Source organism: Variovorax cryoconiti (assembly GCF_051216395.1).
Taxonomy (GTDB): domain Bacteria; phylum Pseudomonadota; class Gammaproteobacteria; order Burkholderiales; family Burkholderiaceae_C; genus Variovorax.
This window is the reverse complement of record NZ_JBPJZI010000013.1, coordinates 48,249-68,822: the sequence shown is the minus strand read 5'-3', so window position 1 is coordinate 68,822 and position 20,574 is coordinate 48,249. Positions and strand designations below refer to the sequence as shown.

Sequence of the window (20,574 nt, the reverse complement as noted above, 5' to 3'; positions counted from 1 at the left end):
GAAATGTCCAAAAGATTTCCGAAGCGCGCCACAACCGTTCAGCCCTGCGGCACCGCGCCGTCGGCCCGGAAGCGGCTGCCCAGACGGTAGCGTGTGCCCGGGTGCAGGCAGCGCACCAGCGTGACCGGCGTACCACCCGCCCAGGTTCGGCGCGTGAGCATGAGGCAGGGTTGCGTCGCCGGCATCTGCAGCAGCTCGGCCTGCTCGGGTGTGGGCAGGATGGCGTCGACCACATGCTCGATCTGGTCGAAGGGCACGTGCTTGACCAGGTACTCCGACGGCAGCGAGGTCGTGAAGTCCTGGCGGATGAAGTCGGGCGCCATGCGCGGGTTGACGTAGCGGTCTTCGAGCTGCACCGCCACGTCGTCCTCGAAGTGCACGCAGGTGAGCGCGTAGACCGATTCGCCGGTGCGCAGGTCGAGCGACGCGGCGATGTCGAGCGGTGCCGCGACGCGCGCGAGCGAGACCAGCTCGCAGCGGTGGTCGTGCCCGCGCTGGCGGATCTCGTCGGCGATGTTGGCGATCTGCAGCAGGGTCGACTGCGGCTTTTCTTCGGCCACGAAGGAACCGACGCCGGCCACGCGAACGATCTTGCCCTGCTCGGCCAGCTCGCGCAGCGCGCGGTTGACCGTCATGCGCGCCATGCCGAATTCGACGACGAGCTCCTGTTCGGACGGCACGCGGTCGCCCGGCTTCCAGGAGCCGTCGGCGATCTTGCGCGCGACGAAGTCCTTCACCTGCTGGTAAAGCGCGGAGGGTGCGGACGCACCGGTGGCCATGGAAGAGCGGGGGCTCGAAGCGACGGACATCGGTACCTTCAATGCGCCGCCGCGGCCAGCGACTCGGCGCGGATCTCTTCAGTCAGCCGCGCCTTCAGGTCCATGAACTCGGGCGAGGTCTTGATCGTGTAGTGGCGCGGGTGCGGCAGGTCGACCGCCACGTCGGCCTTGATGCGGCCCGGCCGCGCGGTGAACACGGCCACGCGGTTGGCCATGAAGATGGCCTCGTCGATGTCGTGCGTGACGAACAGCACCGTCTTGCGGGCCGATTCCCAGATGCCGAGCAGCAGCTCCTGCATCAGCACGCGGGTCTGGTTGTCGAGCGCGCCGAAGGGCTCGTCGAGCAGCAGGATCTTCGGGTCGTTGGCGAGCGCACGGGCGATCGCCACGCGCTGCTGCATGCCGCCCGACAGCTGCTTGGGGAAATGGTCTTCGAAGCCGCGCAGGCCGACCTGCGCGATGAAGCGTTCGCTGATTTCCTTCTGCTGCGCGGCGGGCATGCCCTTCTCGCGCAAGCCGAAGCAGATGTTCTTCTGCACGGTGAGCCACGGGAACAGCGTGTAGCTCTGGAACACCACGCCGCGGTCGGCGCCGGGGCCGTGGATCGGCTCGCCGTCGAGCAGGATCTGGCCGGTGCTCGGCGTCTCGAGGCCGGCCACCAGGCGCAGCAGCGTCGACTTGCCGCAGCCCGAGGGGCCGAGCACGGTGATGAAGTCGTTGTCGGCCACGTCCAGGCTGACCGGCTGCAGCGCCTGCGTCGGCGCCTTGCCGCGGTTGCCGGGGAAGGTCTTGCCGACCTGGCGGATGGAAAGACGGCTCATCGGAGAAGGCTCCAGGGAAACAGGCGCTGGTTGGCCTTCTTGAACAGCAGGTCGGAGCACAACCCGACGAGGCCGATGACGACGATGCCCGCGATGATGTTCTCGGTCGCCATCAGCGCCTGGCTGTCGGTGATCATGTGGCCGATGCCCGAGGACGCGCCGATCAGCTCGGCGACGATGACGTAGGTCCAGCCCAGGCCAAGCACCTGGCGCAGCGCCTCGGCGATCTCGGGGGCGGCACCGGGCAGCAGCACCCGGCGGATCACGCCGCGGTCCTTCGCGCCCAGCGTGTAGGCGGCTTCGACCAGGTCGCGCCGCGTGCCGGCGACGATCATCGCGATCATCAGCGTGAGCTGGAAGAAGCAGCCGAGGAAGATGACCGACAGCTTCTGCGCCTCGCCGATGCCGACCCACAAGATCAGCAACGGAATGAAGGCCGAGGCCGGCAGGTAGCGTGCGAAGGAAACGAAGGGCTCGAAGAAGGCCTCGATCGGCTTGTACGCGCCCATCGCGATGCCCAGCGGCACCGCGATGACGGCGGCCAGGAGGAAGCCGCCCACCACGCGCCACACCGTCATGCCGACGTCGCGGATGAAGTTCTGCGTGGCGAACAGGTCGTAGCCGGCCAACAGCGTCTTCAACGGCGACGCGAGGAAGTGCGGCGGCACCCAGCCACTGGCGGTGATGGCCCACCAGAAGCCGATGAACACGGCGAAGAAGGCGACACCCAGCCACACGCGCCGGCGTGGGGAAACGGGCACGAGCAGTTTCATGCGGGGTTTCTCGGCAGGCACCGCCACGGGGGTGGCGGCGGGCTCGGCGGTCGACTCGGTGACAAAGGGTGGCGCAGCTTGCATCGCTCGGTTACTTCTTCAGGAAGCTGGTGTCGAACAGCGCATCCATGTTGGTCGGTGCGGTCTTGATGACGCCGATCTCCTGCAGCAGCACAGCCGCCTCCTTGTTGAAGGCCTGGATCTCGCCGCCGAAGAACTTGACGTTCGCCTCGCGGTCGGCCCACTTGATCTTGGACTGCGACTTCTCGAACTGCTCGGGCGACTGCTTGACGTCGGCGCCCATGATGGTGAAGGCCTTGATCTTGTCGGCCTTGATCATGTCCAGCGCCTCGAAGTAGCTCTCGGTCAGCGCCTTGGCGGCCTTCGGGTTCTCCTTGATGAACTTCGGCGTGCAGCCGAAGGTGTCGAACACCATCGGGTACTGCAGCGAGTCGGCGATGAGCTTGCCCGACTCGGGCTTGTCGCGCACCAGGCTCAGGTAGGGCTCGTAGGTGACGGCGGCATCGAGACCTGCGGAGCCGGCGACAAAGGCGTTGGCGGCCGGTGCAGGCTCGAGGGTGACCAGGGTCACGTCCTTGAGCGTCAGCCCGTTCTTCTTGAGGATCCAGGCCAGCGTGAAATGCGGGTTGGTGCCGGGCGCTGAGGCGGCCACGGTCTTGCCCTTGAGGTCGGCGACCTTCTCGATGCCGGGCTTGGCGACGATGCCGTCGGAGCCCATGCCCTGGTCCATCTTGAACAGCTGCGTGGTGGCGATGCCGTTGGTGTTCCAGACGATCCAGGTCTCGACCGTGGTAGCGGCGCACTGCAGGTCGCCGGAGGCGATCGCGAGGTGACGGTCTTTCTGCGGGATCTTCTTGATCGTCACATCCAGGCCGTTCTTCTTGAAGATGCCGGCTTCCTTGGCCAGCGTGAGCGGCGCGAAGCCGGTCCAGCCCGAAATGCCGATGCCGACCGCGGTTTCCTGGGCAGCGGCAGGCGACACCAGGCCGGCGACGAGGGTGGCGGCAGCCAGGGCGCAGGCGGCGAGTTGCTTCAAAGAGGACATCGTGACTCCGTAGGGGAAAGGTGGATGAAGGGGAAAAGAGAAAGAACTAAGCAGCAGTCGTGCCGGCTTGGCCGGACGCATGCACCAGCGGGAAGATCGGCGCGTCGAACGGGTCGCCGTGCTGCATGGTCAGGCCGGTGAAGGGCGGCGAGCCCTTGCCCGCGCGCTCGGCGTAGGTGGCGTCGTCGCCCACCCAGCGCGCCGAGAACACGCGGCGCGCGCGGGGCGAGGCATTGCCCGGCGCACCGTGCACCGTGCGGAAATCGAAGGCGATGGCGTCGCCCGGCTGCATGTCCCAGCCGGCCAGGTCGAGCTCGCCGCGCATCGCCTCGATGTCGGGCATCACCTCGAAGTTGTCGCTCTCGTAGAGCCGTGTGCCGTTGAAGCGCATCGGGCGGAAGTCCTTGCCCCAGCGGTGCGAGCCGCGCACGCATTCCATGACGACGTCGCGCCCCACCGGGTCGAGCGGGATCCAGAAGCTGGCGCTCTGGCGGCCGTCGACGCAGTAGTAGGGCTGGTCCTGGTGCCAGGGCGTGACGGTGCTGCCGCCGGCCTGCTTGACCAGCACGTGGTCGTGGAAGAAGCGCGCGGTCTTCGATTGCATCAGCGCGGCGGCGATCTCGGCCGCACGGGACTCGAAGACGAAGTCGCGGAACGGCGGGATGCGCTGCCAGTTGCACAGGTCCTGGAAGAAGGGCGCGGTGCCGTCGGCCGGCACCACCGAGCGCTCGAGCGGGCTGGGGTCGGCCATCAGCGCCGTGACGCCGGCGCGCAGGGGTTCGACCCAGTCGGCGAAGACCTGGCGCAGGACGATCACGCCGTCTTTCTGGAACGCCGCCACGTCGGCCGCGCTCACGGGTGTGGACACCAGGGCGGAAGTCGAAGTCTCCATGCACAGCCTTTCCAAAATCAGTCTAGACAGCTCGCACGCAAAAAGGATGCCAGTGAAACCGACGGTTGCCAGCGAGAACGAGCCCCAAGTTGGCGCAGGATCGATGCGGCGCCCCAAGCTGTCTATACAGAGAAACCCCTCGGTCCCGCGGCGTCGAATGCGCACCGGCCGTGCAGTCCCCATTGGTGACGAAATGTGTCGGTACCATCGGAAGCCCGCGATTTCCGGAGAAAGCGCGACCATCCCCTCTTCTTCCCGTCCCCTGGAGCCCCGATGCCGCTGCGCGAGAGCCTGCCCGATGAACTGATCGAAAACGTTGCCGACCTGCTCGGGCTCCGGGCGAAGACGACCTCAGCGGACCTGTCGGCCTGGGCCGAGCACATGCTGCAGACCGCCTGCCAGCGCATCGACGGCTTCGTCGAACCGGCCGCCTCCGTCGAAGCCGTGGCGCTGTGGGCGCGCAACGGCGGCAGCGGTGATCTGCGCGCACAACGCCTGCGGGGCGCGTCACGCGCCAAGAAGTTCGCCGGGCTGCAGTGCGAGAGCGCCATGCCGGCCGCCCAGTTGTTCGACGACCTGATTGCTTTGGGCCCCGCGCCGAGCCGCCCGCGCGTGCGCGAGGTGCTGGAGACCGCCGAGGTCGTCTGGCTGACCCGGGAGCAGGTGGCCGGCCTGCCGCGCGGGTATCGTGACTGGTGGACGTTCAGCAAGACGCTGCAGCTCTCGCCCAAGCCCTGACGGCGGCGCCGGCGAACAAGCCGCGACAATGCAGGCTCCCTGAGAGCCTGCCCGTGTCCGACCTGTCTTCCCCTCCTTCCTCCGCCGCGCCCGCCGACATCCTCCACGAGGTCTTCGGCTACGAACAGTTCCGCGGCGCCCAGGCCGCCATCGTCGACCACGTCGTTGGCGGCGGCGACGCCCTGGTGCTGATGCCCACCGGCGGCGGCAAGTCGCTGTGTTACCAGATCCCCGCCATCGCGCGGCAACGGGCGGGCCATGGCGTGACGATCGTCGTGTCGCCGCTGATCGCGCTGATGCACGACCAGGTCGGTGCGCTGCACGAGGCCGGCGTCGACGCCGCCTTTCTCAATTCCACGCTCGACTGGCAGCAGACGCAGGACGTCGAGCGCCGCATGCTCAGCGGCGAGATCACGCTGCTGTACGCCGCGCCCGAGCGGGTGAACACGCCGCGCTTCCTGCAGCAGCTCGACACGCTGAAGGAGCGCGGCAAGCTCAGCCTCTTTGCCATCGACGAGGCGCACTGCGTGAGCCAGTGGGGCCACGACTTCCGCCCCGAGTACCGCGCGCTCACGGTGCTGCACGAGCGCTACGCGGGCGTGCCGCGCATCGCGCTCACCGCCACCGCCGACGACCTGACGCGCGCCGACATCGTCGAGCGCTTGCAGCTCGAAGAGGCGCGCCAGTTCGTCAGCAGCTTCGACCGGCCGAACATCCGCTACACCATCGTCGAGAAGAAGGACGCCACCACGCAACTGCTGCGCTTCATCCAGCGCGAGCACGAGGGCGATGCGGGCGTCGTGTACTGCCAGTCGCGCAAGCGGGTGGAAGACACGGCCGTCATGTTGCAGGACGCGGGCATCAATGCCCTGCCCTACCACGCGGGTCTCGACGCGGCCGTGCGCCAGCGGCACCAGGACCGCTTCCTGCGCGAAGAAGGCATCGTGATGTGCGCGACCATCGCCTTCGGCATGGGCATCGACAAGCCCGACGTGCGCTTCGTCGGCCACCTCGACATGCCCAAGAACATCGAGGGCTACTACCAGGAAACCGGCCGCGCCGGCCGCGATGGCGCGCCGGCCGACGCCTGGATGACCTACGGCCTGCAGGACGTGGTGAACCAGCGCCGCATGATCGACGAGAGCCCCGCCGGCGAAGAATTCAAGCAGGTGATGCGCGGCAAGCTCGACGCGCTGCTGTCGCTGGCCGAGGCGAGCGACTGCCGGCGCGTGCGGCTGCTGGGCTACTTCGGCGAGGCGTCGACGCCCTGTGGCAATTGCGACAACTGCCTGAACCCGCCGCAGGTCTGGGACGGCACCGATGCCGCACGCAAGCTGCTCAGCACGATCTACCGCGTGAACCAGCACAGCGGCATCAGCTTCGGCGCCGGCCACATCATGGACATCCTGCGCGGCAAGGCGACCGAGAAGGTCAAGCAGTTCGGGCACGAGCGCATCAGCACCTTCGGCCTGGGCGCGGAATTCAGCGAGGTGCAGCTGCGCGGCGTGCTGCGCCAGCTGATCGCGACCGGCGCGCTGGCGGTCAATTCGGAAGCCTTCAACACGCTGCAGCTGACCGACGGCTCGCGCGCGGTGCTCAAGGGCGAGACCACGGTGCGCCTGCGCGAATCGGTGTCGTCGCCCGCCGAGCGCAAGCCACGGCGCGAACGTGCGGTGCGCGGCGCACCGTCACCGGCAGCAGCCACGCTGGACACGGACGCACAGAAGCGCTTCGAGGCCCTCAAGGCCTGGCGCGGCGAGGTGGCGCGCGAGCACAACCTGCCGGCCTACGTGATCTTCCACGACGCGACGCTCGCCGCCATTGCCGAGCGCGCCCCCACCACGCTGGAAGACCTGCAAGGCATCAGCGGCATCGGCACCAAGAAGCTCGAGGCCTATGGGAGCGATGTGCTGCGGGTGTCGGCGGGCGCCTAGGCGTTCCTAGGCATCGGCTTTGGCGCGCAGCGCCGCTTCCATCTCCAGCGCCTTCTTGCTCGTCTTGATGATCGAGCCGCGTGCGGCGATGCCGCCGTCGATGGTGACGATCGTGCCGGTGATGTAGGCGGCGTGCGAGGAGGCCAGGAAGAGCATCAGCTCGGCCACCTCTTTCGCTTCCGCCGGGCGACCGCCGGGGTACTGCACGAAGAGTTCCTTCCAGCGCGACTCGTCGCCGTGCATGTCGTGCGCGCGGCGCTTCATCAGCTTGACCATGCGGTCGGTCGACACGGGGCCGGGGTTCACGCCGACAACACGGATGCCGTCGTCCAGGCTCACACCGCCGAGCGCCTTGGTGAAGGCCATGACGGCGGCGTTGCCGGTCGATCCGGCGATGTAGTTGGCGTCCCAGTTCTCGCCGGAGTTGCCGATGTCGTTGACGATGACGCCGTGGCCCATGCGCTTCATGCGCGCATACACCAGTTGCGTGAGTTCCATGTAGCCCAGCACCTTGAGCGCGAAGCCGCGGCGCACCACCTCGAAATCGAGCGACTCGATCGGGCCGGCCGGGATGTCGCCGGCATTGTTGATGAGGATGTCGACATCGCCCACGGCCTCGTCGAGCTGGCGCATGGCGCCCGGCGCGGCCAGGTCCATCGGGTGGATGGTCACGCGCACGCCGTGCGCTGCGGTGATCTCGGCGCGAGCCACCTCGAGCGCGGCACCGTCGCGGGCTGCCAGGTGCAGGTGGCAGCCAGCTTCGGCGAAGGCCTGGGCGGCCGCGAGGCCGATGCCTTTGGAAGCGCCGGTGATGAGGGCGGTCTGCCCTTTGAGGTCGAGGGTGATCATGGGGATGCTCGGATCGGATGATGAAAGAGGAGCGCCGCCGTCAGGCCGCGCCGGGGATGTGGGCCGAGATGGCCGCGATGAGGTCGACCATGTCGTCCTGCAGCAGCGTCACGTGGTCGACCGCCGCGGCGAAGGCGGCGTCGGCGTCGTTTCGTTCGATGGCTTCAATGATGGCCAGGTGCTCGCCGATGGTCGCGGCCATGCGGCCGGGCTGAAAGGTGACGTGCCGGCGATACACGCCCACGCGCTTGCGCAGCGTGCGGGTCTGCTCGGCCAGGTAGCGGGTGTTCGACGCGTCGTACAACGCGTCGTGGAATTCGCGGTTGACCTCGTAGAAGCTCTCGTGGTCGGCGATCACCAGCAGTTCGCTGAGGCGCTCGTGGATGCGCTTCATCTGCGCGCGCTGGGCCGGCGTGGCGCGGCGCGCCGCGTACTTGGCGCAGAGGCCTTCCATCACCGACATCATCTGGAACATCTCGATGAGCACCGGCAGCGAGAGGGTTGCGACGCAGGCGCCCTGGTGGCCGCGCATCTCGACCAGGCCGTTGCCGGCGAGCGCCTTGAGCGCCTCGCGCAGCGGCGTGCGCGAGACCTGGAAGCGCTCGACCAGCTCGGCCTCATCGAGCCGGCTGCCGGGCTTGAGCGCACCGCTCACGATGAGGCCTTCGAGCGTCTCCTGCAGTTCGTCGGCCAACGTCACCGACTTCTCGCGTGCGCGGTCGCGCGGTGTGGTGGCAACCGGTGGCGGTGCGGGCGTCTTGCGGGTTGTCTTCATGCGGCCTCGGGTCGTTGTTGTGTCCATATACGACAACGTCGAAGCAGTATTCATGCCATTGGCCAGGGCGCCGATGCAGCGATGCCTCACACAGGAAGGGCTCGGCATCGATCGCCTCGCCATGCTCGCCTTGCACCGCTAAATACGAAAACACGCTTTTTGCATGCACCACGCACAGGCACCGGGCACCGCAAGTGCGCAAAGACGCGCCGAGCCGTACGGACGCCCTGCGAAAAGCGTTGGAAATACATGGCACAGCTTCTGCTTTGAGCAGTGCAATGACTTCCACGCCCACCCCCCGCCCCTTCGAGCAGCGCAACGCGTACTTCGACCGGCTGTGCAACACCCCCGGTCTGATGTGGCTGGGCCAGAACACCAACCACTTCGAGCCACATCCGTCGGTGATCGATGCCGTCGTGGCCGCTCTCAAGGACGGCAGCTACCACGCGTACGCGCCGCCGGCCGGGTTCGAGGAACTGCGCCGCCTGATCGTCGAGGACGCGGGCGTGCCGGGCGCGTCGGCCTTCGTGACCGACGGCGCGGTCGAGGCGCTCTACAACGTGTGCAGCAACATCTGCGAGCCCGGCACCGACTTCGTCACCACCGACCCGAGCTGGGCCTGGCCGATGCACTTCGCGCGCAAGGCAGGTTCGAACGTGATCGAGCTGCCGATCTACAGCGCCGAGCAGGGCTACAAGCTCACGGGCGCGCAGCTGCGTGCCGCCGTCGGGCCGAAGACCCGCGTCATCTACCTGGTCGACCCGAACAACCCGCTGGGCACCTGCCATACCGCCGACGAGATTGCGGAGATCTGCGAGATCGCGCGCTCGGTCGACGCGTACCTGATCCACGACGCGACCTACTCGCAGTTCGCCGAAGGCTTCGCACCGGCCTTCAACTTCTATCCCGAGAAGGCCATCGTCACGTACAGCTTTTCAAAATGGCTGGGCCTCGCTGGCATGCGACTGGGCGCGGTGCTGGCCAACGCGGACATCATCGAGCGCATCGCGACCGCGCCGCCGAACAACCTGGGCAGCAACGTGCTGTCGCAGCGGGCCGCCATCGCGGGCCTCAAGAGCAAGGCCGACTGGTTCCCCGACACGCTGCGCCGCCTGCGTGCCAACCAGGCCGCGGTGAAGCACGCGGTGGACGGCATCCCCGGCCTGCACATTCCGGTGTACCCGTCGCACGCCAACCTGCTGGTGATCGAGACAGTCGACGCGGGCATCCGGCCCGAGGCGTTGGTCCAGGCCTATCAGGCCGAGGGCATCATGATCCGCCAGGGCACCTACCACACGAAACGCTTCGGCGAACGCTTCGTCAAGGTGAGCCTCACGGTGCCTGAAGCATGGGCGAACCGCTTCTGCGAGCTGCTGCCCGCCATGGTCGAACGCGCACGCACGCTGCCCGTTTCTGACAAGCTCTTCTGAGGACGCGACATGCCCCACCTCACCGCCCGTGACGGCACCCGCCTGTACTACGAAGAAGCCGGCAGCGGCACGCCGATCGTGTTCGTGCACGAGTTCGGCGGCGACATCCGCAGCTGGGAACCGCAGATGCGCTACTTCACGCGCCGCTACCGCTGCATCGCCTTCTGCGCACGCGGCTACCCGCCGTCGGACGTGCCCGATGACGTCGAGCGCTATTCGCAAGCCATCGCCACCGACGACATCGCCGACGTCATGACCGGCCTGGGCATCGACAAGGCGCACATCGTCGGCCTGTCGATGGGCGGCTTCGCGACGCTGCACTTCGGCCTGCGCTACGCGGGGCGCGCGCTGTCGCTGGTGGTCGCAGGTGCCGGCTACGGCGCCGAGAAATCGCTGGAGGACTACTTCCGCAACGTGTCGCTCGAAGTGGCGCGCAAGTTCGAGGAGATCGGCTCCGTCGAGTTCGCCAGGATCTATTCGACGGCCGCTTCGCGCATCGTCTTCCAGGTGAAGGACCCGCGCGGCTGGCAGGAATTTGCGACCCAGCTCAGCGAGCATTCAGCCATCGGCTCGGCGCGCACCATGCAGGGCGTGCAGGCGCGCCGGCCTTCCATCTATGACCTCGAAGCCGAACTCAGGGCGATGCCCGTGCCCACACTGGTCATCGTCGGCGACGAGGACGACCACTGTCTGCAGCCTGGCATCTTCCTGAAGAAGACCATCCCCGCGAGCGGCCTGCTGGTGCTGCCCAAGACCGGCCACACGCTCAACCTCGACGAGCCGGCGCTGTTCAACCAGTTCGTCTCGGACTTCCTCGCGACCGTCGAGCAGGGCAAATACCTGCCGCGCGATCCGCGCTCGGTGCCCGCCGAGATCATGAAGACCGCGTGACCGATTCGCCGATGTCCGAGCGCCCCTCTTCCTTTGTCAGCGAACCGCGGCTGTGGCAGCGCCATGTCGACATGGCCCGCTTCGGCGCGACCGCAGCGGGCGGCGTCAACCGGCAGGCGCTGTCGGCGGAAGACGCGGCAGCGCAGGCCGAACTGGTGCGCTGGGGCGAGGCACTGGGCCTGGCCACCCGCCGCGACGCGGTGGGCAACCTGTTCCTTCGCATGGAAGGCAGCGACCCGGGCGCCGCGCCAGTGCTCAGCGGCTCGCACCTCGACAGCCAGCCCACCGGCGGCCGCTTCGACGGCGTGTACGGTGTGCTCGCGGCCTTCGAGGCGGTGCAGGCGATCCGCGAAGCGGGCGTGGTGCCGGTGCATCCGATCGAGATCGTCGCCTGGATGAACGAGGAAGGCTCGCGCTTCGCGCCCGGCATGATGGGCTCGGCCGTGTTCGCCGGTGATCGCACGCTGGACGAAACGATCGCCGAGGTCGATGCCGCGGGCATCAGCGTCGGCGATGCGTTGAAGGACGTGGCCACGCGGCTCGCGCACATCCCGCTGCGGCCGCTCGGCGGCCCGGTGCATGCGTATGTCGAGGCGCACATCGAACAGGGCCCGGTGCTGGAGCGCGAAGGCTTCCCCGTGGGCATCGTCACCGGCATCCAGGGCAAGCACACCTTCCGCGTCGAGGTCGAGGGCGAGGCCGCACATGCGGGCACCTCGCAGCGCCACGAGCGCAAGGACGCATTGCTGGCCGCCACGGCAATGGTGCAGGCACTCGCCGCCGGGATGCACGACGCCGAGGACATCGTGAAGTTCACCGTCGGCCGCTTCGAGGTACTGCCGAACGCGCCCTCGGTGGTGGCCAGCAAGGTGGTCTTTTCGATCGACCTGCGCCATCCCGATTCGGACACGCTGCGGGCCCTGAGCGCAAGCGTCGCACCGATCTGCGAGGCGCACCAGGGGCCGTGCAGCGTGCGCGTGCACCGTCTCTCGGCCGCCGATTCGCTGCACTTCCCAGAAACGCTGCGCGCGCAGGCGCGTGCGGTGGCCGACCGGTTGGGCATCGCCCACCGCGACCTGGCCTCGGCCGCCGGCCACGACGCGCGCTACCTGCATGCGGTCGCGCCCTCGGCCATGCTCTTCGTGCCCTGCCACCTGGGCATCACCCACAACGAAGCCGAGTCGGCCGAGCCCGCCGACCTGGCCGCCGGCGCGCGCGTGCTGGCCGACCTGCTGATCGAACTGGCGGCCTGAGCGCCACCCAAGACCCATGAAAGCCCCCCACATCGACGACAGCGAATGGGAAGCGCGCGTGGCGCTGGCCGCCTGCTACCGCCTGATCGCCCAGCTCGGCCTGGACGACATGATCTACAACCACATCTCGATGCGCGTGCCGGGGCGGCCGGGCGAGTTCCTGCTGAACCCCTACGGCCTGCTGTTCGAGGAGATCACGGCGTCGAGCCTGGTGCGCATCGACGTGCACGGCAACAAGCTCGAAGACACGCCCTACGCGGTCAACGCCGCCGGCTTCGTGATCCACGGCGCGATCCACCAGAGCCGGCACGACGCGGTCTGCGTGGTGCACACCCATTCCGACGCGAGCGTCGCGGTGTCGGCCCAAGCGGAAGGTCTGCTGCCGCTGTCGCAGTTCGCGATGCGCTTCTACCGGCGCCAGGCCTTCCATGACTACGAGGGCGTGGCGATCGACCTCGACGAGCAATCGCGCCTGGTCCGTGACTTCGGCACGCACCCGGTGATGCTGATGCGCAACCACGGCGTGCTGACCGTCGGCCGCACCGCGCCCGAGGCCTTCATGCTGCTCTATTACTTCGAGCGCGCCGCGCGCATCCAGCTGCAGATGCAGGCCGCCGCGACGAGCGCCGGGCCGATGGTCGTGCCGCCGCACGCCGTGTGCGAACACGCTGCGCGCCAGTTCTGGGAACAGCACGGCGACATCCTGATCGCCGGCGAGCGCGAATGGCCCGCGCTGATGCGCCGGCTGGTGCGCGACACGCCGCCGTCGATGCCGCCGTACGACGACTGAACGTCGCCCTGCATCCCGCCCCACTCCAATTTCCAACCCTCCCCCCCCGAAAGGTCGACCATGAAGACGCGTCATTTCCTGAGCACCCTGGCCCTCGCGGTCACGTTCGCCACGCTGAGCCCGTTGCTGCAGGCGCAGACCAAGGAGCCCGTCAAGGCCAGCCTGCGCCTGAAGTGGCTGACGCAGACGCAGTTCGCCGGCTTCTACTACGCCCAGGCCAAGGGCTACTACAAGGACGAGGGCATCGACCTCACGATCAACCCCGGCGGCCCCAACCTCCTGACCGAAAACCTGGTGGCCACGGGAGCCGACACCTTCGGCCTGTCGGGCGGCACCGACAGCGTGATGGCGGGCGTCGACAAGGGCCTGCCGATCGTCTCGATCGGCGTGGCACACCAGATCACGCCCTTCGTCTTCGTGACGCGCAAGGACGGTCCGATCAAGACGCTCAAGGACTTCGAAGGCAAGAAGGTCACGACCTGGTTCACCGGCGCAAACTACGTGCTGTTCGGCATGCTGGCCAAGGCCGGCATCGACAAGAGCAAGGTCGACATCCAGCCGCAGCAGGTCAGCATGACGCCCTTCATCAACGGCGACACCGACGTGGCCACCGCCACCTACTACAACGAGCTGTGGACCGTGCGCGACCGCATGGGCAACGACAACCTGCGCTTCTTCACTGCGGAAGAAAGCGGCATCACCTTCCCGCGCGACACGCTGATCGTGTCGAAGGACACCGCCAAGGACAAGCCGGAGCTGGTGAAGGCTTTCCTGCGTGCCTCGATCAAGGGCTGGCGCGATGCCGCGGCCAACCCGAAGGAAGCCGTGGACATCGTGATGAAGATCGCGCCGACGCTCAACCGCGTGCAGCAGGAGTCGATGCTGACCGAAGCCTACCGGCTCATGACCGCGGGCAAGGCCAAAACCGAAGGCCTGTTCTTCATCGACCAGCCGGCCATCAAGAGCGCGCAGGACTTCCTGCTGGCCAACAAGGTGCTGACCAAGCCGATCGACACGCAAGTGGCCTTCGACGGCAGCTTTTTGGCATCGATTTCCGCCGCGGACCGCCGCCCTTGAGCAAAGTCCGCATGGCGCTGATGGGGCCGCAGCGCCAGGCGACGCCGGCCACGGCGGCGCAGGCGCGGGGGCGCTACTTCAACTCGGCCAACGCCTTCAACATCCGCCTGTCGGAGGTGCCGCCGCACAGCTTTTCGGACGAAGCGGCGCGTGCGATGGCACCGGGCACACCGACCGGCTTCATCGATTGCGACCAGTCGGCGGCACTCGGCAGCGAACGCCCCGCCACCACGCCGCTGATGCTGGCGCGCTATGCCCGCATCGCGGCGGGCGAGATGCTCGATGCGCGCGTCGGTGCCGCGAGCGGAACCATCGGCTACGTGATCGCGGGCGCGGGTCGCACCGACATCGCCGCGACCGATGCGGGCACGCCCGCTGAGCGCATCGACTGGTTGGCCGGCGACGTGGTCTTCTTTCCCGGCGGCGCACATGCCGTGCACCGAGCGCGCGAAGACGCCGTGCTCTGGCTGGTGAACGACGAACCGCTGATGGTCTTCGGTGAACTGCGCGCAGCGGCTGCGCCAAGCACGCTCGCAGTGCACTATCCCGCGGCCGAAATCCGCCATCAGCTCACCCAGCTGTACGACGCCGAGCCCGAGCCGACCACGTCGGGGCGCGCGCTGATCTTCTCGAGCGACACGCTCGAACACACGCACAACATCCACCGGTTCCTGACGCTGTCGCTCAACACGCTGCCGCCGGGTGAAAGCCAGTCGGCGCACCGGCACAACGCCGCGGCGATCACGTTGATCGTCGACGGCGACGACTGCCATTCGATGGTCGACGGCAAGGCAGGCCACTGGCAGCGCTGGACCACCATGGTCACGCCGCCCGGTGCGGCGCACTCGCACCACAACGGCGGCAACCGGCGCGCGCTGTTCCTGATCGTGCAGGACGGCGGCCTGCACTACCGGGCGCGCACAATGGGCTTCACGCCGTTGCCGAGCGCGGGCTGAAGCCGGTTCGCTTCAGCGCCGCACGACGGCGGGCCGTTCGAGCCCGAAGTGATCGCGCAACGTGGGGCCGGTGTATTCGCGCCGGAACAGCCCGCGCTCCTGCAGGATCGGCACCACCAGGTCGACGAAGTCGTCGAAGCCTTCGTGGAAGTACGGCGGCATGATGTTGAAACCGTCGGCCGCGCCTTCCTCGAACCACTGCTGCAGCGTGTCGGCGATGGTCTCGGGCGATCCGCACAGCACCCAGTGGCCGCGCGCGGCAGCCGTGAGGCTGTAGAGGTCGCGCAGGCTCATCTGCTCGCGCCGCGCCTTGGCCAGCAGCACCCGCGTGAAGCTGTGGTACGTGTCGGCGGCCGGCAGTTCGGGGATCGGACCGTCGAGGTCGCAGGTCGAGAAGTCGTAGCCGAAACGCTCCGACAGCACGCCCAGCGCGTTGCCGCCGCCGATGAAGGCCTGCAGCGCATTGAGCCTGTCGCGCGCTTCGCGGTCGGTGCGGCCGACCACTGGCATCACGCCGGGCAGCACCGTCACCTGCTCGGCAGTGCGGCCGAACAGCGGCAGGCGGTTCTTGAGCGATGCGTAGGCGGCTTTGGCTTCTTCCAAATCCTGCACCACCGAGAACACCACGTCGGCCGTGCGTGCGGCGAGGTTCACACCCGGCTCGGAGCCGCCGGCCTGCAAGACCACCGGATGGCCCTGCGGCGCGCGGCCGATGTTGACCGGGCCCTTGACCTTGAAGAAAGGACCGTCGTGGTCGAGCGCGCGCACTTTGGCCGGATCGATGTACAGGCCCGTGGCTTTGTCGGCCACGATGGCGTCGTCGTCCCAGCAGTCCCACAATCCCTTGACCACGTCGAGGAACTCGCCAGCCATCTCGTAGCGGCGCGCGTGGTCGGGGTGAACGGTGCCGAAGTTGGCGCCGACCGCCGGGTTGGACGTGGTGACCGCGTTCCACGCGGCACGCCCGCCGCTGATGTGGTCGAGCGACGCGAACATGCGCGCCACGCTGAAGGGGTCGCTGTAGGTGGTGGAAACCGTCGCGCCCAGACCGATGTGCTTCGTCGATGTCGACAGCGCAGCCAGCATCGTCAGTGGCTCCAGCCGCAGCGTGTACGACGGGTGCGCCGTGAGGTCGGCGTTGAGGTTGTCACCCATGAAGATCAGGTCGAAGCGCCCTCGCTCCGCCGTGGCGCCGATCTTCTGGATGGCGGCGAAGTCCTGGAAGCTGTCGATGGCGCCGGGATAGCGCCAACCGGCCGTGTGGCTGCCCGTTCCCAGCAGGAAGAGGCCCAGGTGCATCTGTCGTGTCATGTCTATTTCCAGAAGACCAGCCGGCGCTCGGCCAGGCTGACAAGGCCGAAGAACACCAGGCTTGCGGCCGATGCCACGAACACCGCGCCCCACACCTGGACGAAGTCGACCTGCACCACCGCCTGGTAGATCAGCAGGCCGAGCCCCTTGTTGGCGCCCAGCATCTCGGTGATGACCGCGACCAGCACGCTGCGCGCGGTGGCCACGCGCAGACCCGCGAAGATCAATGGAAGCGCGGTCGGCAGGCGCAGCCGCCACAGGATGGCGAGGCGCCCGGCACCGAAGCTGCGCATCAGGTCGACGCTGCGGCGGTCGACCCGGTCGAGCCCGGACAGCGCACTCAGGAACAGCGTGAACGCGATGGCCAGTGCCACCATCACGACCTTCGATGTCATGCCCATGCCGAACCACAGCAACACCAGCGGCGACCAGGCGATCACCGGCACCGAGTTGAAGGCGGTGGCGGCAGGCACGACGACGCGGCGCACGCGCGGCATCATCGTGACCCACAGGGCCCCGCCGATGCCGATGAGCGCGCCGAGCGCATAGCCCATGAGCGCTTCGGCGATGGTGGTGGCGGCGGCACCGCCAAGCACCTGGCGCTGCGCCCAGATGCTCGCGAGGATCTGGCTGATCGCGGGCAGCGTGTACGCGGGCAACTGGAAGCCGCGCGCAATGCCTTCCCAGGCGGCGACGACGATCAACGCACCCAGCACGCCGCGCTGCGCACTCACGGGAATGCGCGGGAGGCGACGCGCGCTGGTAGCGACGACGGCGCTCATTGCTCGGCCCCCCAGAACACCAGCCGCCGTTCGACCAGCGCCACCATGCCGTAGAAGAGCGTGCCCAGCAGCGCGCACATGAGCAAGGCCGCCCAGAGGCCCACGGCGTTCTCGTTGAACATGGCCTGCAGCAGCAGCACGCCCAGGCCGGTGGTGTCGCCGAACCATTCGCCGACGATGGCGCCGACCAGGCTCAGCGATGCGGCAAGGCGCAGCGCGACGAAGATCTGCGGCAGGGCCGTGGGGAACTGCAGGCGCCACATCAGCTGGCCGCGCGTCGCGCCGAAGCTGCGCATCAGCGACTCCTGCTTCGGGTCGACCGACTTCAGGCCCAGCAGCGTGTTCACCGTCACCGGGAAGAAAGTGACGTAGAAGGCGATGATCGCCTTGGCGATGAGCGTGTTGCCGAACCACAGCACCACCAGCGCACCGAAGGCGATGACGGGGATCGTCTGCGACACGATGAACATCGGGAACACCATGTCGCGCAGCGTGGGCACGCGGAAGAACAGCAAGCCCACGAAGACGCCGAAGAGCCCGCCGGCGACGAAGCCCAGCAAGGCCTCGGCCGCCGTGCGCAGGAAACCGTCGACATAGGCCTGCGGCGTGGCCGCGATGGCCTGCAGCACGAGGCTCAGGCGTGGCAGGTAGTGGGGCTTGATCGACAGCACGACAACGATCGCCTCCCAGGCCACGCCGAGGATGACCAGCACCAGCAGCACGCGTGCGAAGGCGGCCGCGCCACTCGCCCATGCGCTGGCGGGACGGGGACGCACGGAGGGCGCGCCAGGCGGGCTCGCCACGGCCACGCCGGCGGGAACGGAAGCCATCGTGCGGGCCTCAGGCAGCGGCCGGCTGCGCGTCGGCCAGCTGGAAGGACTTCATGCTCTCTTCCTCGATGGCCTCGAGCAGCACGCGCTTGAGTCGGATGAACTCCGGGTCGGTCAGCAGCTCGGGCCGGCGCGGACGCGGCAGGTCGATGGGCTGCACCAGCTTCACGGCGCCGGGGCGTGCGGTCATCACCAGCACGCGGTCGCCCAGGAAGATGGCTTCGTCCACGTCGTGCGTGATGAAAAGGATGGTGCGGCGGTGCTTCTGCCAGACGTCGAGCAGCCAGCGCTGCATCAGCGTGCGGGTCAGTGCATCGAGCGCGCCGAAGGGCTCGTCGAGCAGCATCAGGTCGCGCTTGAACAGGAAGGTGCGCATCAGCGCCACGCGCTGCCGCATGCCGCCCGAGAGCTGGTGCGGATACTGGTTCTCGAAACCGGCCAGGCCGAACTCCGGCAGCATGCGCAGCGCCTGGGCACGCGCCTCGGAACGCGGCGTGCCTTCGATCTCGATGGCGAGAATGGCGTTGTCGATCACGGTGCGCCACGGCAGCAGCAGGTCGCGCTGCGGCATGAAGGACACCCGGCCGAGCAGCTCCTTCGCATGGACGGAACGGCCCTCGAAGCGCAGCGCGCCGCCGGCATCGGGCTCGTCCAGCCCAGCCACCATGTTGAACAGCGTGCTCTTGCCGCAGCCGCTGGGGCCCACGACCGTGACCAGTTCGCCCGGGGCGATCGAGACATCGAGCCCGCGCAGCGCGGCCACGCTGCCGAAGGTCTTGTGGATGTTGCGCATCTCGAGCAGCGGTGCCGTCGCCTCGATGGCCGGCGGGGATGCGATCAGGCCGCCCATGGTGCTGCCTCTGTGTATGAGGAAACGCGATTTGCGCATGCAAAGAGAACATTCATGCGGCTCTTGAAAGCAACACGCATGCCACGCCTGCCCAGTTTGGCATTTTTCGACCGCTTCTGACGCCTGCCCGAGAGGCAACAGCCGACTTCAGTATTCAGCTTCGCTATTTCTGCATATCAGCCTGCGCCTTTACGGGGCGTCGCGCACGATCCGGTACCGGCGTGCGCACGGACGTGCGAAGCAAAGGTGCCCTCAGCGCAGAAGATCGGCCGGTCGCACGATGCGGCTCGTCCGCAGGGCGTCGAGGTTCAGGTACGGCAGGCCGCTCGGTTCGGCCTTCTCCAGACCGCCGCCCGATCCTTTGGAGGATGTTGCTGCGGGGCACACGCCCGTCGCACGGTAGGTGAGCGCGGCCGCGAGCCGCGCCTCGGCCGCATCGCCGAGCGCGTGGTCGAAGTCGTCGGCCACGGTGCAGGTGGGCGTGAGCCCGTCGCCGTAGTCGCCGAAGCCCTGCGCGTTCACGCCCTGGAACTGGATCGCGAAGTAGGTGGTGCCGCAGTTGTCCTCGGGATAGAAGCCGTAGGGCTTGCCGCAGGTGGCGCCACCGATCAGATTGACCGTGACGCCGACGCCGCGCAGGCCGTTGACCACCGATTCGCTGGCCGAACAGGTGTCGGGGCCGGTCAGCACCGTGACGCGCGGCAGGCTCAAGCGTGGCAGGGCCTGCCCGGCAGGAACGGTCAACCCACGCCCCGTGGCGTAGAACGGCAGCGTGGCCTGCGACGCGCTCAGATGGAACGGGTTCTTCGCATTGAAGACCAGGCGCTCGAAGGCCGCGCTCTGGGTGGACGCCGCCGGCGCCACCATGGTGGCCAGCTCGCTCGCGACGGCCAGCAGGCCACCGCCGTTGTAGCGCATGTCGAGCACCAGGTCGGCGATGCCCGCTGCCTGCAACTGGTTCACCGCGTCGACCAGCTGAACCTCGGCCTTCTCCACATGGTCGTTGAACTGCAGGTAGCCGACGTTGCCGGTGGGCGTGGGGAGGGTGCGCACCGCCTGCACCGGCGAACGCAGCACGCTGGCCGACGTGAGATTCGCCGTCGCCACGCTGCCGTCGGCCGCGCGCAGCTGGAAGGCGTGGGCCTGCCCGTTCGCCGACGGCGCCAGCGCCGCGTTGAGGCGGTCCACGTCGACCTGGCTGCCGGCGTTGACCGCGTCGATGCCGTCGATGGCGAGCAAGGTCATGCCGCGCACCAGGCCGGCCTGCGCCGCCGGCGACCCGGGCTCGGTGTAGGCCACGCGGATCTGCCGCGGCGGCGTACGGGCGAGGTAGGCGAACTCGACGCCGTAACCCGATTCGGTGCTCTGCAGGATGCTGCGGTACTGCCCGGTGTCGTAGCTGAAGTGGAAGCGGTCCTTGGCACGGCCCGATGGCGTGAGCGCTGACGTCTTCAGGTCGGCGAAGTAGGCGACCGGCGTGGCGTAGGTGGCCGGCTGCAGCGTGGTGGGCACCTCGCTGTACCAGAGGTAGGTCTCGTCGATCCAGCTGCGCACCCAGGTCTTTTCGTCGTCGAGCGTGCCGGTGCTCGACGCGGCACAGCGGTCGGCCACGGTGGCCGATGGCACGATCGCCGCAGCAGTGCTGCCATCCGCCGGCGCGGGCGATGCCTCAGTGGCACCGCCACCACCACCGCCGCCGCAACCTGCGAGCACCAGCGATGCAGCGGCGGCCAAGCGCCACAGCGCGCGATGGAGTCCTTGCAGCACCAAGTTACGC

20 protein-coding genes are annotated in these 20,574 nt (G+C 68.1%); 8 read left to right on the top strand and 12 right to left on the bottom strand.

Features of this window, described 5'->3' with window-relative positions; all coding sequences use genetic code 11:
• Positions 1 to 38: 38 nt before the first annotated feature.
• From hutC to ACSFA2_RS23535, 5 genes are read right to left on the bottom strand one after another with little or no spacing between them, the layout of a single operon-like run.
• Positions 39 to 779 (bottom strand): histidine utilization repressor, encoded by a 741-nt coding sequence (gene hutC / locus ACSFA2_RS23555; RefSeq protein WP_435457752.1) that lies wholly within the window; start codon positions 777 to 779, stop codon positions 39 to 41.
• A gap of 38 nt (positions 780 to 817) precedes the next feature.
• Complete coding sequence (locus ACSFA2_RS23550) at positions 818 to 1,600, bottom strand: ABC transporter ATP-binding protein (RefSeq protein ID WP_435457751.1); 783 nt, start codon at positions 1,598 to 1,600, stop codon at positions 818 to 820.
• On the bottom strand, positions 1,597 to 2,457 hold the full coding sequence (locus ACSFA2_RS23545) for an ABC transporter permease (RefSeq protein WP_435457750.1): 861 nt from the start codon (positions 2,455 to 2,457) through the stop codon (positions 1,597 to 1,599). The genes ACSFA2_RS23550 and ACSFA2_RS23545 overlap by 4 nt, the downstream gene beginning before the upstream one ends.
• A 7-nt stretch (positions 2,458 to 2,464) precedes the next feature.
• Entirely contained in the window at positions 2,465 to 3,439 is a 975-nt protein-coding gene (locus ACSFA2_RS23540) for an ABC transporter substrate-binding protein (RefSeq protein WP_435457749.1), read from the bottom strand.
• A gap of 46 nt (positions 3,440 to 3,485) precedes the next feature.
• Positions 3,486 to 4,331, bottom strand: coding sequence for a phytanoyl-CoA dioxygenase family protein (locus tag ACSFA2_RS23535; protein ID WP_435457748.1), 846 nt, complete (start codon positions 4,329 to 4,331; stop codon positions 3,486 to 3,488).
• Between the two features lie 273 nt (positions 4,332 to 4,604).
• On the opposite strand from ACSFA2_RS23535, the gene ACSFA2_RS23530 reads away from it, so the two are divergent.
• Together ACSFA2_RS23530 and recQ are read left to right on the top strand one after the other, a co-directional pair.
• Positions 4,605 to 5,069, top strand: coding sequence for a hypothetical protein (locus ACSFA2_RS23530; RefSeq protein WP_435457747.1), 465 nt, complete (start codon positions 4,605 to 4,607; stop codon positions 5,067 to 5,069).
• 53 nt (positions 5,070 to 5,122) lie between these two features.
• A complete protein-coding gene (recQ, locus tag ACSFA2_RS23525) occupies positions 5,123 to 7,003 on the top strand; it encodes a DNA helicase RecQ (RefSeq protein ID WP_435457746.1) in 1,881 nt (626 codons plus the stop codon).
• A 6-nt stretch (positions 7,004 to 7,009) separates the two neighbouring features.
• Here the strand turns inward: recQ and ACSFA2_RS23520 are convergent, their stop codons facing one another.
• Both ACSFA2_RS23520 and ACSFA2_RS23515 read right to left on the bottom strand, forming a co-directional pair.
• The gene (locus ACSFA2_RS23520) at positions 7,010 to 7,849 is read right to left on the bottom strand and encodes an SDR family oxidoreductase (RefSeq protein ID WP_435457802.1); all 840 of its coding nucleotides are present in this window, start codon (positions 7,847 to 7,849) and stop codon (positions 7,010 to 7,012) included.
• Positions 7,850 to 7,892: 43 nt separating this feature from the next.
• Positions 7,893 to 8,627, bottom strand: a complete 735-nt coding sequence (locus tag ACSFA2_RS23515) for a GntR family transcriptional regulator (RefSeq protein WP_435457745.1) — start codon at positions 8,625 to 8,627, stop codon at positions 7,893 to 7,895.
• Between the two features lie 278 nt (positions 8,628 to 8,905).
• Here ACSFA2_RS23515 and ACSFA2_RS23510 point away from each other — a divergent pair, with 278 nt between their 5' ends.
• Genes ACSFA2_RS23510 through ACSFA2_RS23485 form a run of 6 tightly spaced genes read left to right on the top strand, consistent with a single transcriptional unit; the run spans position 8,906 to position 15,024 of the window.
• Complete coding sequence (locus tag ACSFA2_RS23510) at positions 8,906 to 10,057, top strand: pyridoxal phosphate-dependent aminotransferase (RefSeq protein WP_435457744.1); 1,152 nt, start codon at positions 8,906 to 8,908, stop codon at positions 10,055 to 10,057.
• 9 nt (positions 10,058 to 10,066) lie between these two features.
• The gene (locus ACSFA2_RS23505) at positions 10,067 to 10,948 is read left to right on the top strand and encodes an alpha/beta fold hydrolase (protein WP_435457743.1); all 882 of its coding nucleotides are present in this window, start codon (positions 10,067 to 10,069) and stop codon (positions 10,946 to 10,948) included.
• Complete coding sequence (locus tag ACSFA2_RS23500) at positions 10,945 to 12,201, top strand: M20 family metallo-hydrolase (RefSeq protein WP_435457742.1); 1,257 nt, start codon at positions 10,945 to 10,947, stop codon at positions 12,199 to 12,201. The genes ACSFA2_RS23505 and ACSFA2_RS23500 overlap by 4 nt, the downstream gene beginning before the upstream one ends.
• Positions 12,202 to 12,217: 16 nt before the next feature.
• Entirely contained in the window at positions 12,218 to 12,991 is a 774-nt protein-coding gene (locus ACSFA2_RS23495; RefSeq protein WP_435457741.1) for a class II aldolase/adducin family protein, read from the top strand.
• Positions 12,992 to 13,051: 60 nt separating this feature from the next.
• Positions 13,052 to 14,068 carry an ABC transporter substrate-binding protein gene (locus ACSFA2_RS23490; protein ID WP_435457740.1) on the top strand — a complete coding sequence of 339 codons (1,017 nt, stop codon included), beginning with the start codon at positions 13,052 to 13,054 and terminating at the stop codon, positions 14,066 to 14,068.
• Positions 14,065 to 15,024, top strand: a complete 960-nt coding sequence (locus ACSFA2_RS23485) for a cupin domain-containing protein (protein WP_435457739.1) — start codon at positions 14,065 to 14,067, stop codon at positions 15,022 to 15,024. The genes ACSFA2_RS23490 and ACSFA2_RS23485 overlap by 4 nt, the downstream gene beginning before the upstream one ends.
• A 12-nt stretch (positions 15,025 to 15,036) precedes the next feature.
• Here the strand turns inward: ACSFA2_RS23485 and ACSFA2_RS23480 are convergent, their stop codons facing one another.
• The 5 genes from ACSFA2_RS23480 to ACSFA2_RS23460 form a co-directional block, all read right to left on the bottom strand.
• Positions 15,037 to 16,335: an LLM class flavin-dependent oxidoreductase gene (locus ACSFA2_RS23480; RefSeq protein WP_435457738.1), complete on the bottom strand. Its 1,299-nt coding sequence runs from the start codon at positions 16,333 to 16,335 to the stop codon at positions 15,037 to 15,039.
• Between the two features lie 2 nt (positions 16,336 to 16,337).
• Positions 16,338 to 17,117, bottom strand: coding sequence for an ABC transporter permease (locus tag ACSFA2_RS23475; protein ID WP_435457737.1), 780 nt, complete (start codon positions 17,115 to 17,117; stop codon positions 16,338 to 16,340).
• Positions 17,114 to 17,947: an ABC transporter permease gene (locus ACSFA2_RS23470; RefSeq protein ID WP_435457736.1), complete on the bottom strand. Its 834-nt coding sequence runs from the start codon at positions 17,945 to 17,947 to the stop codon at positions 17,114 to 17,116. Before ACSFA2_RS23470 ends, ACSFA2_RS23475 begins: the two co-directional genes overlap by 4 nt.
• A 10-nt stretch (positions 17,948 to 17,957) precedes the next feature.
• Positions 17,958 to 18,797: an ABC transporter ATP-binding protein gene (locus ACSFA2_RS23465; RefSeq protein ID WP_435457735.1), complete on the bottom strand. Its 840-nt coding sequence runs from the start codon at positions 18,795 to 18,797 to the stop codon at positions 17,958 to 17,960.
• 252 nt (positions 18,798 to 19,049) lie between these two features.
• The gene (locus ACSFA2_RS23460) at positions 19,050 to 20,564 is read right to left on the bottom strand and encodes a S41 family peptidase (protein ID WP_435457801.1); all 1,515 of its coding nucleotides are present in this window, start codon (positions 20,562 to 20,564) and stop codon (positions 19,050 to 19,052) included.
• Positions 20,565 to 20,574: the final 10 nt, after the last annotated feature.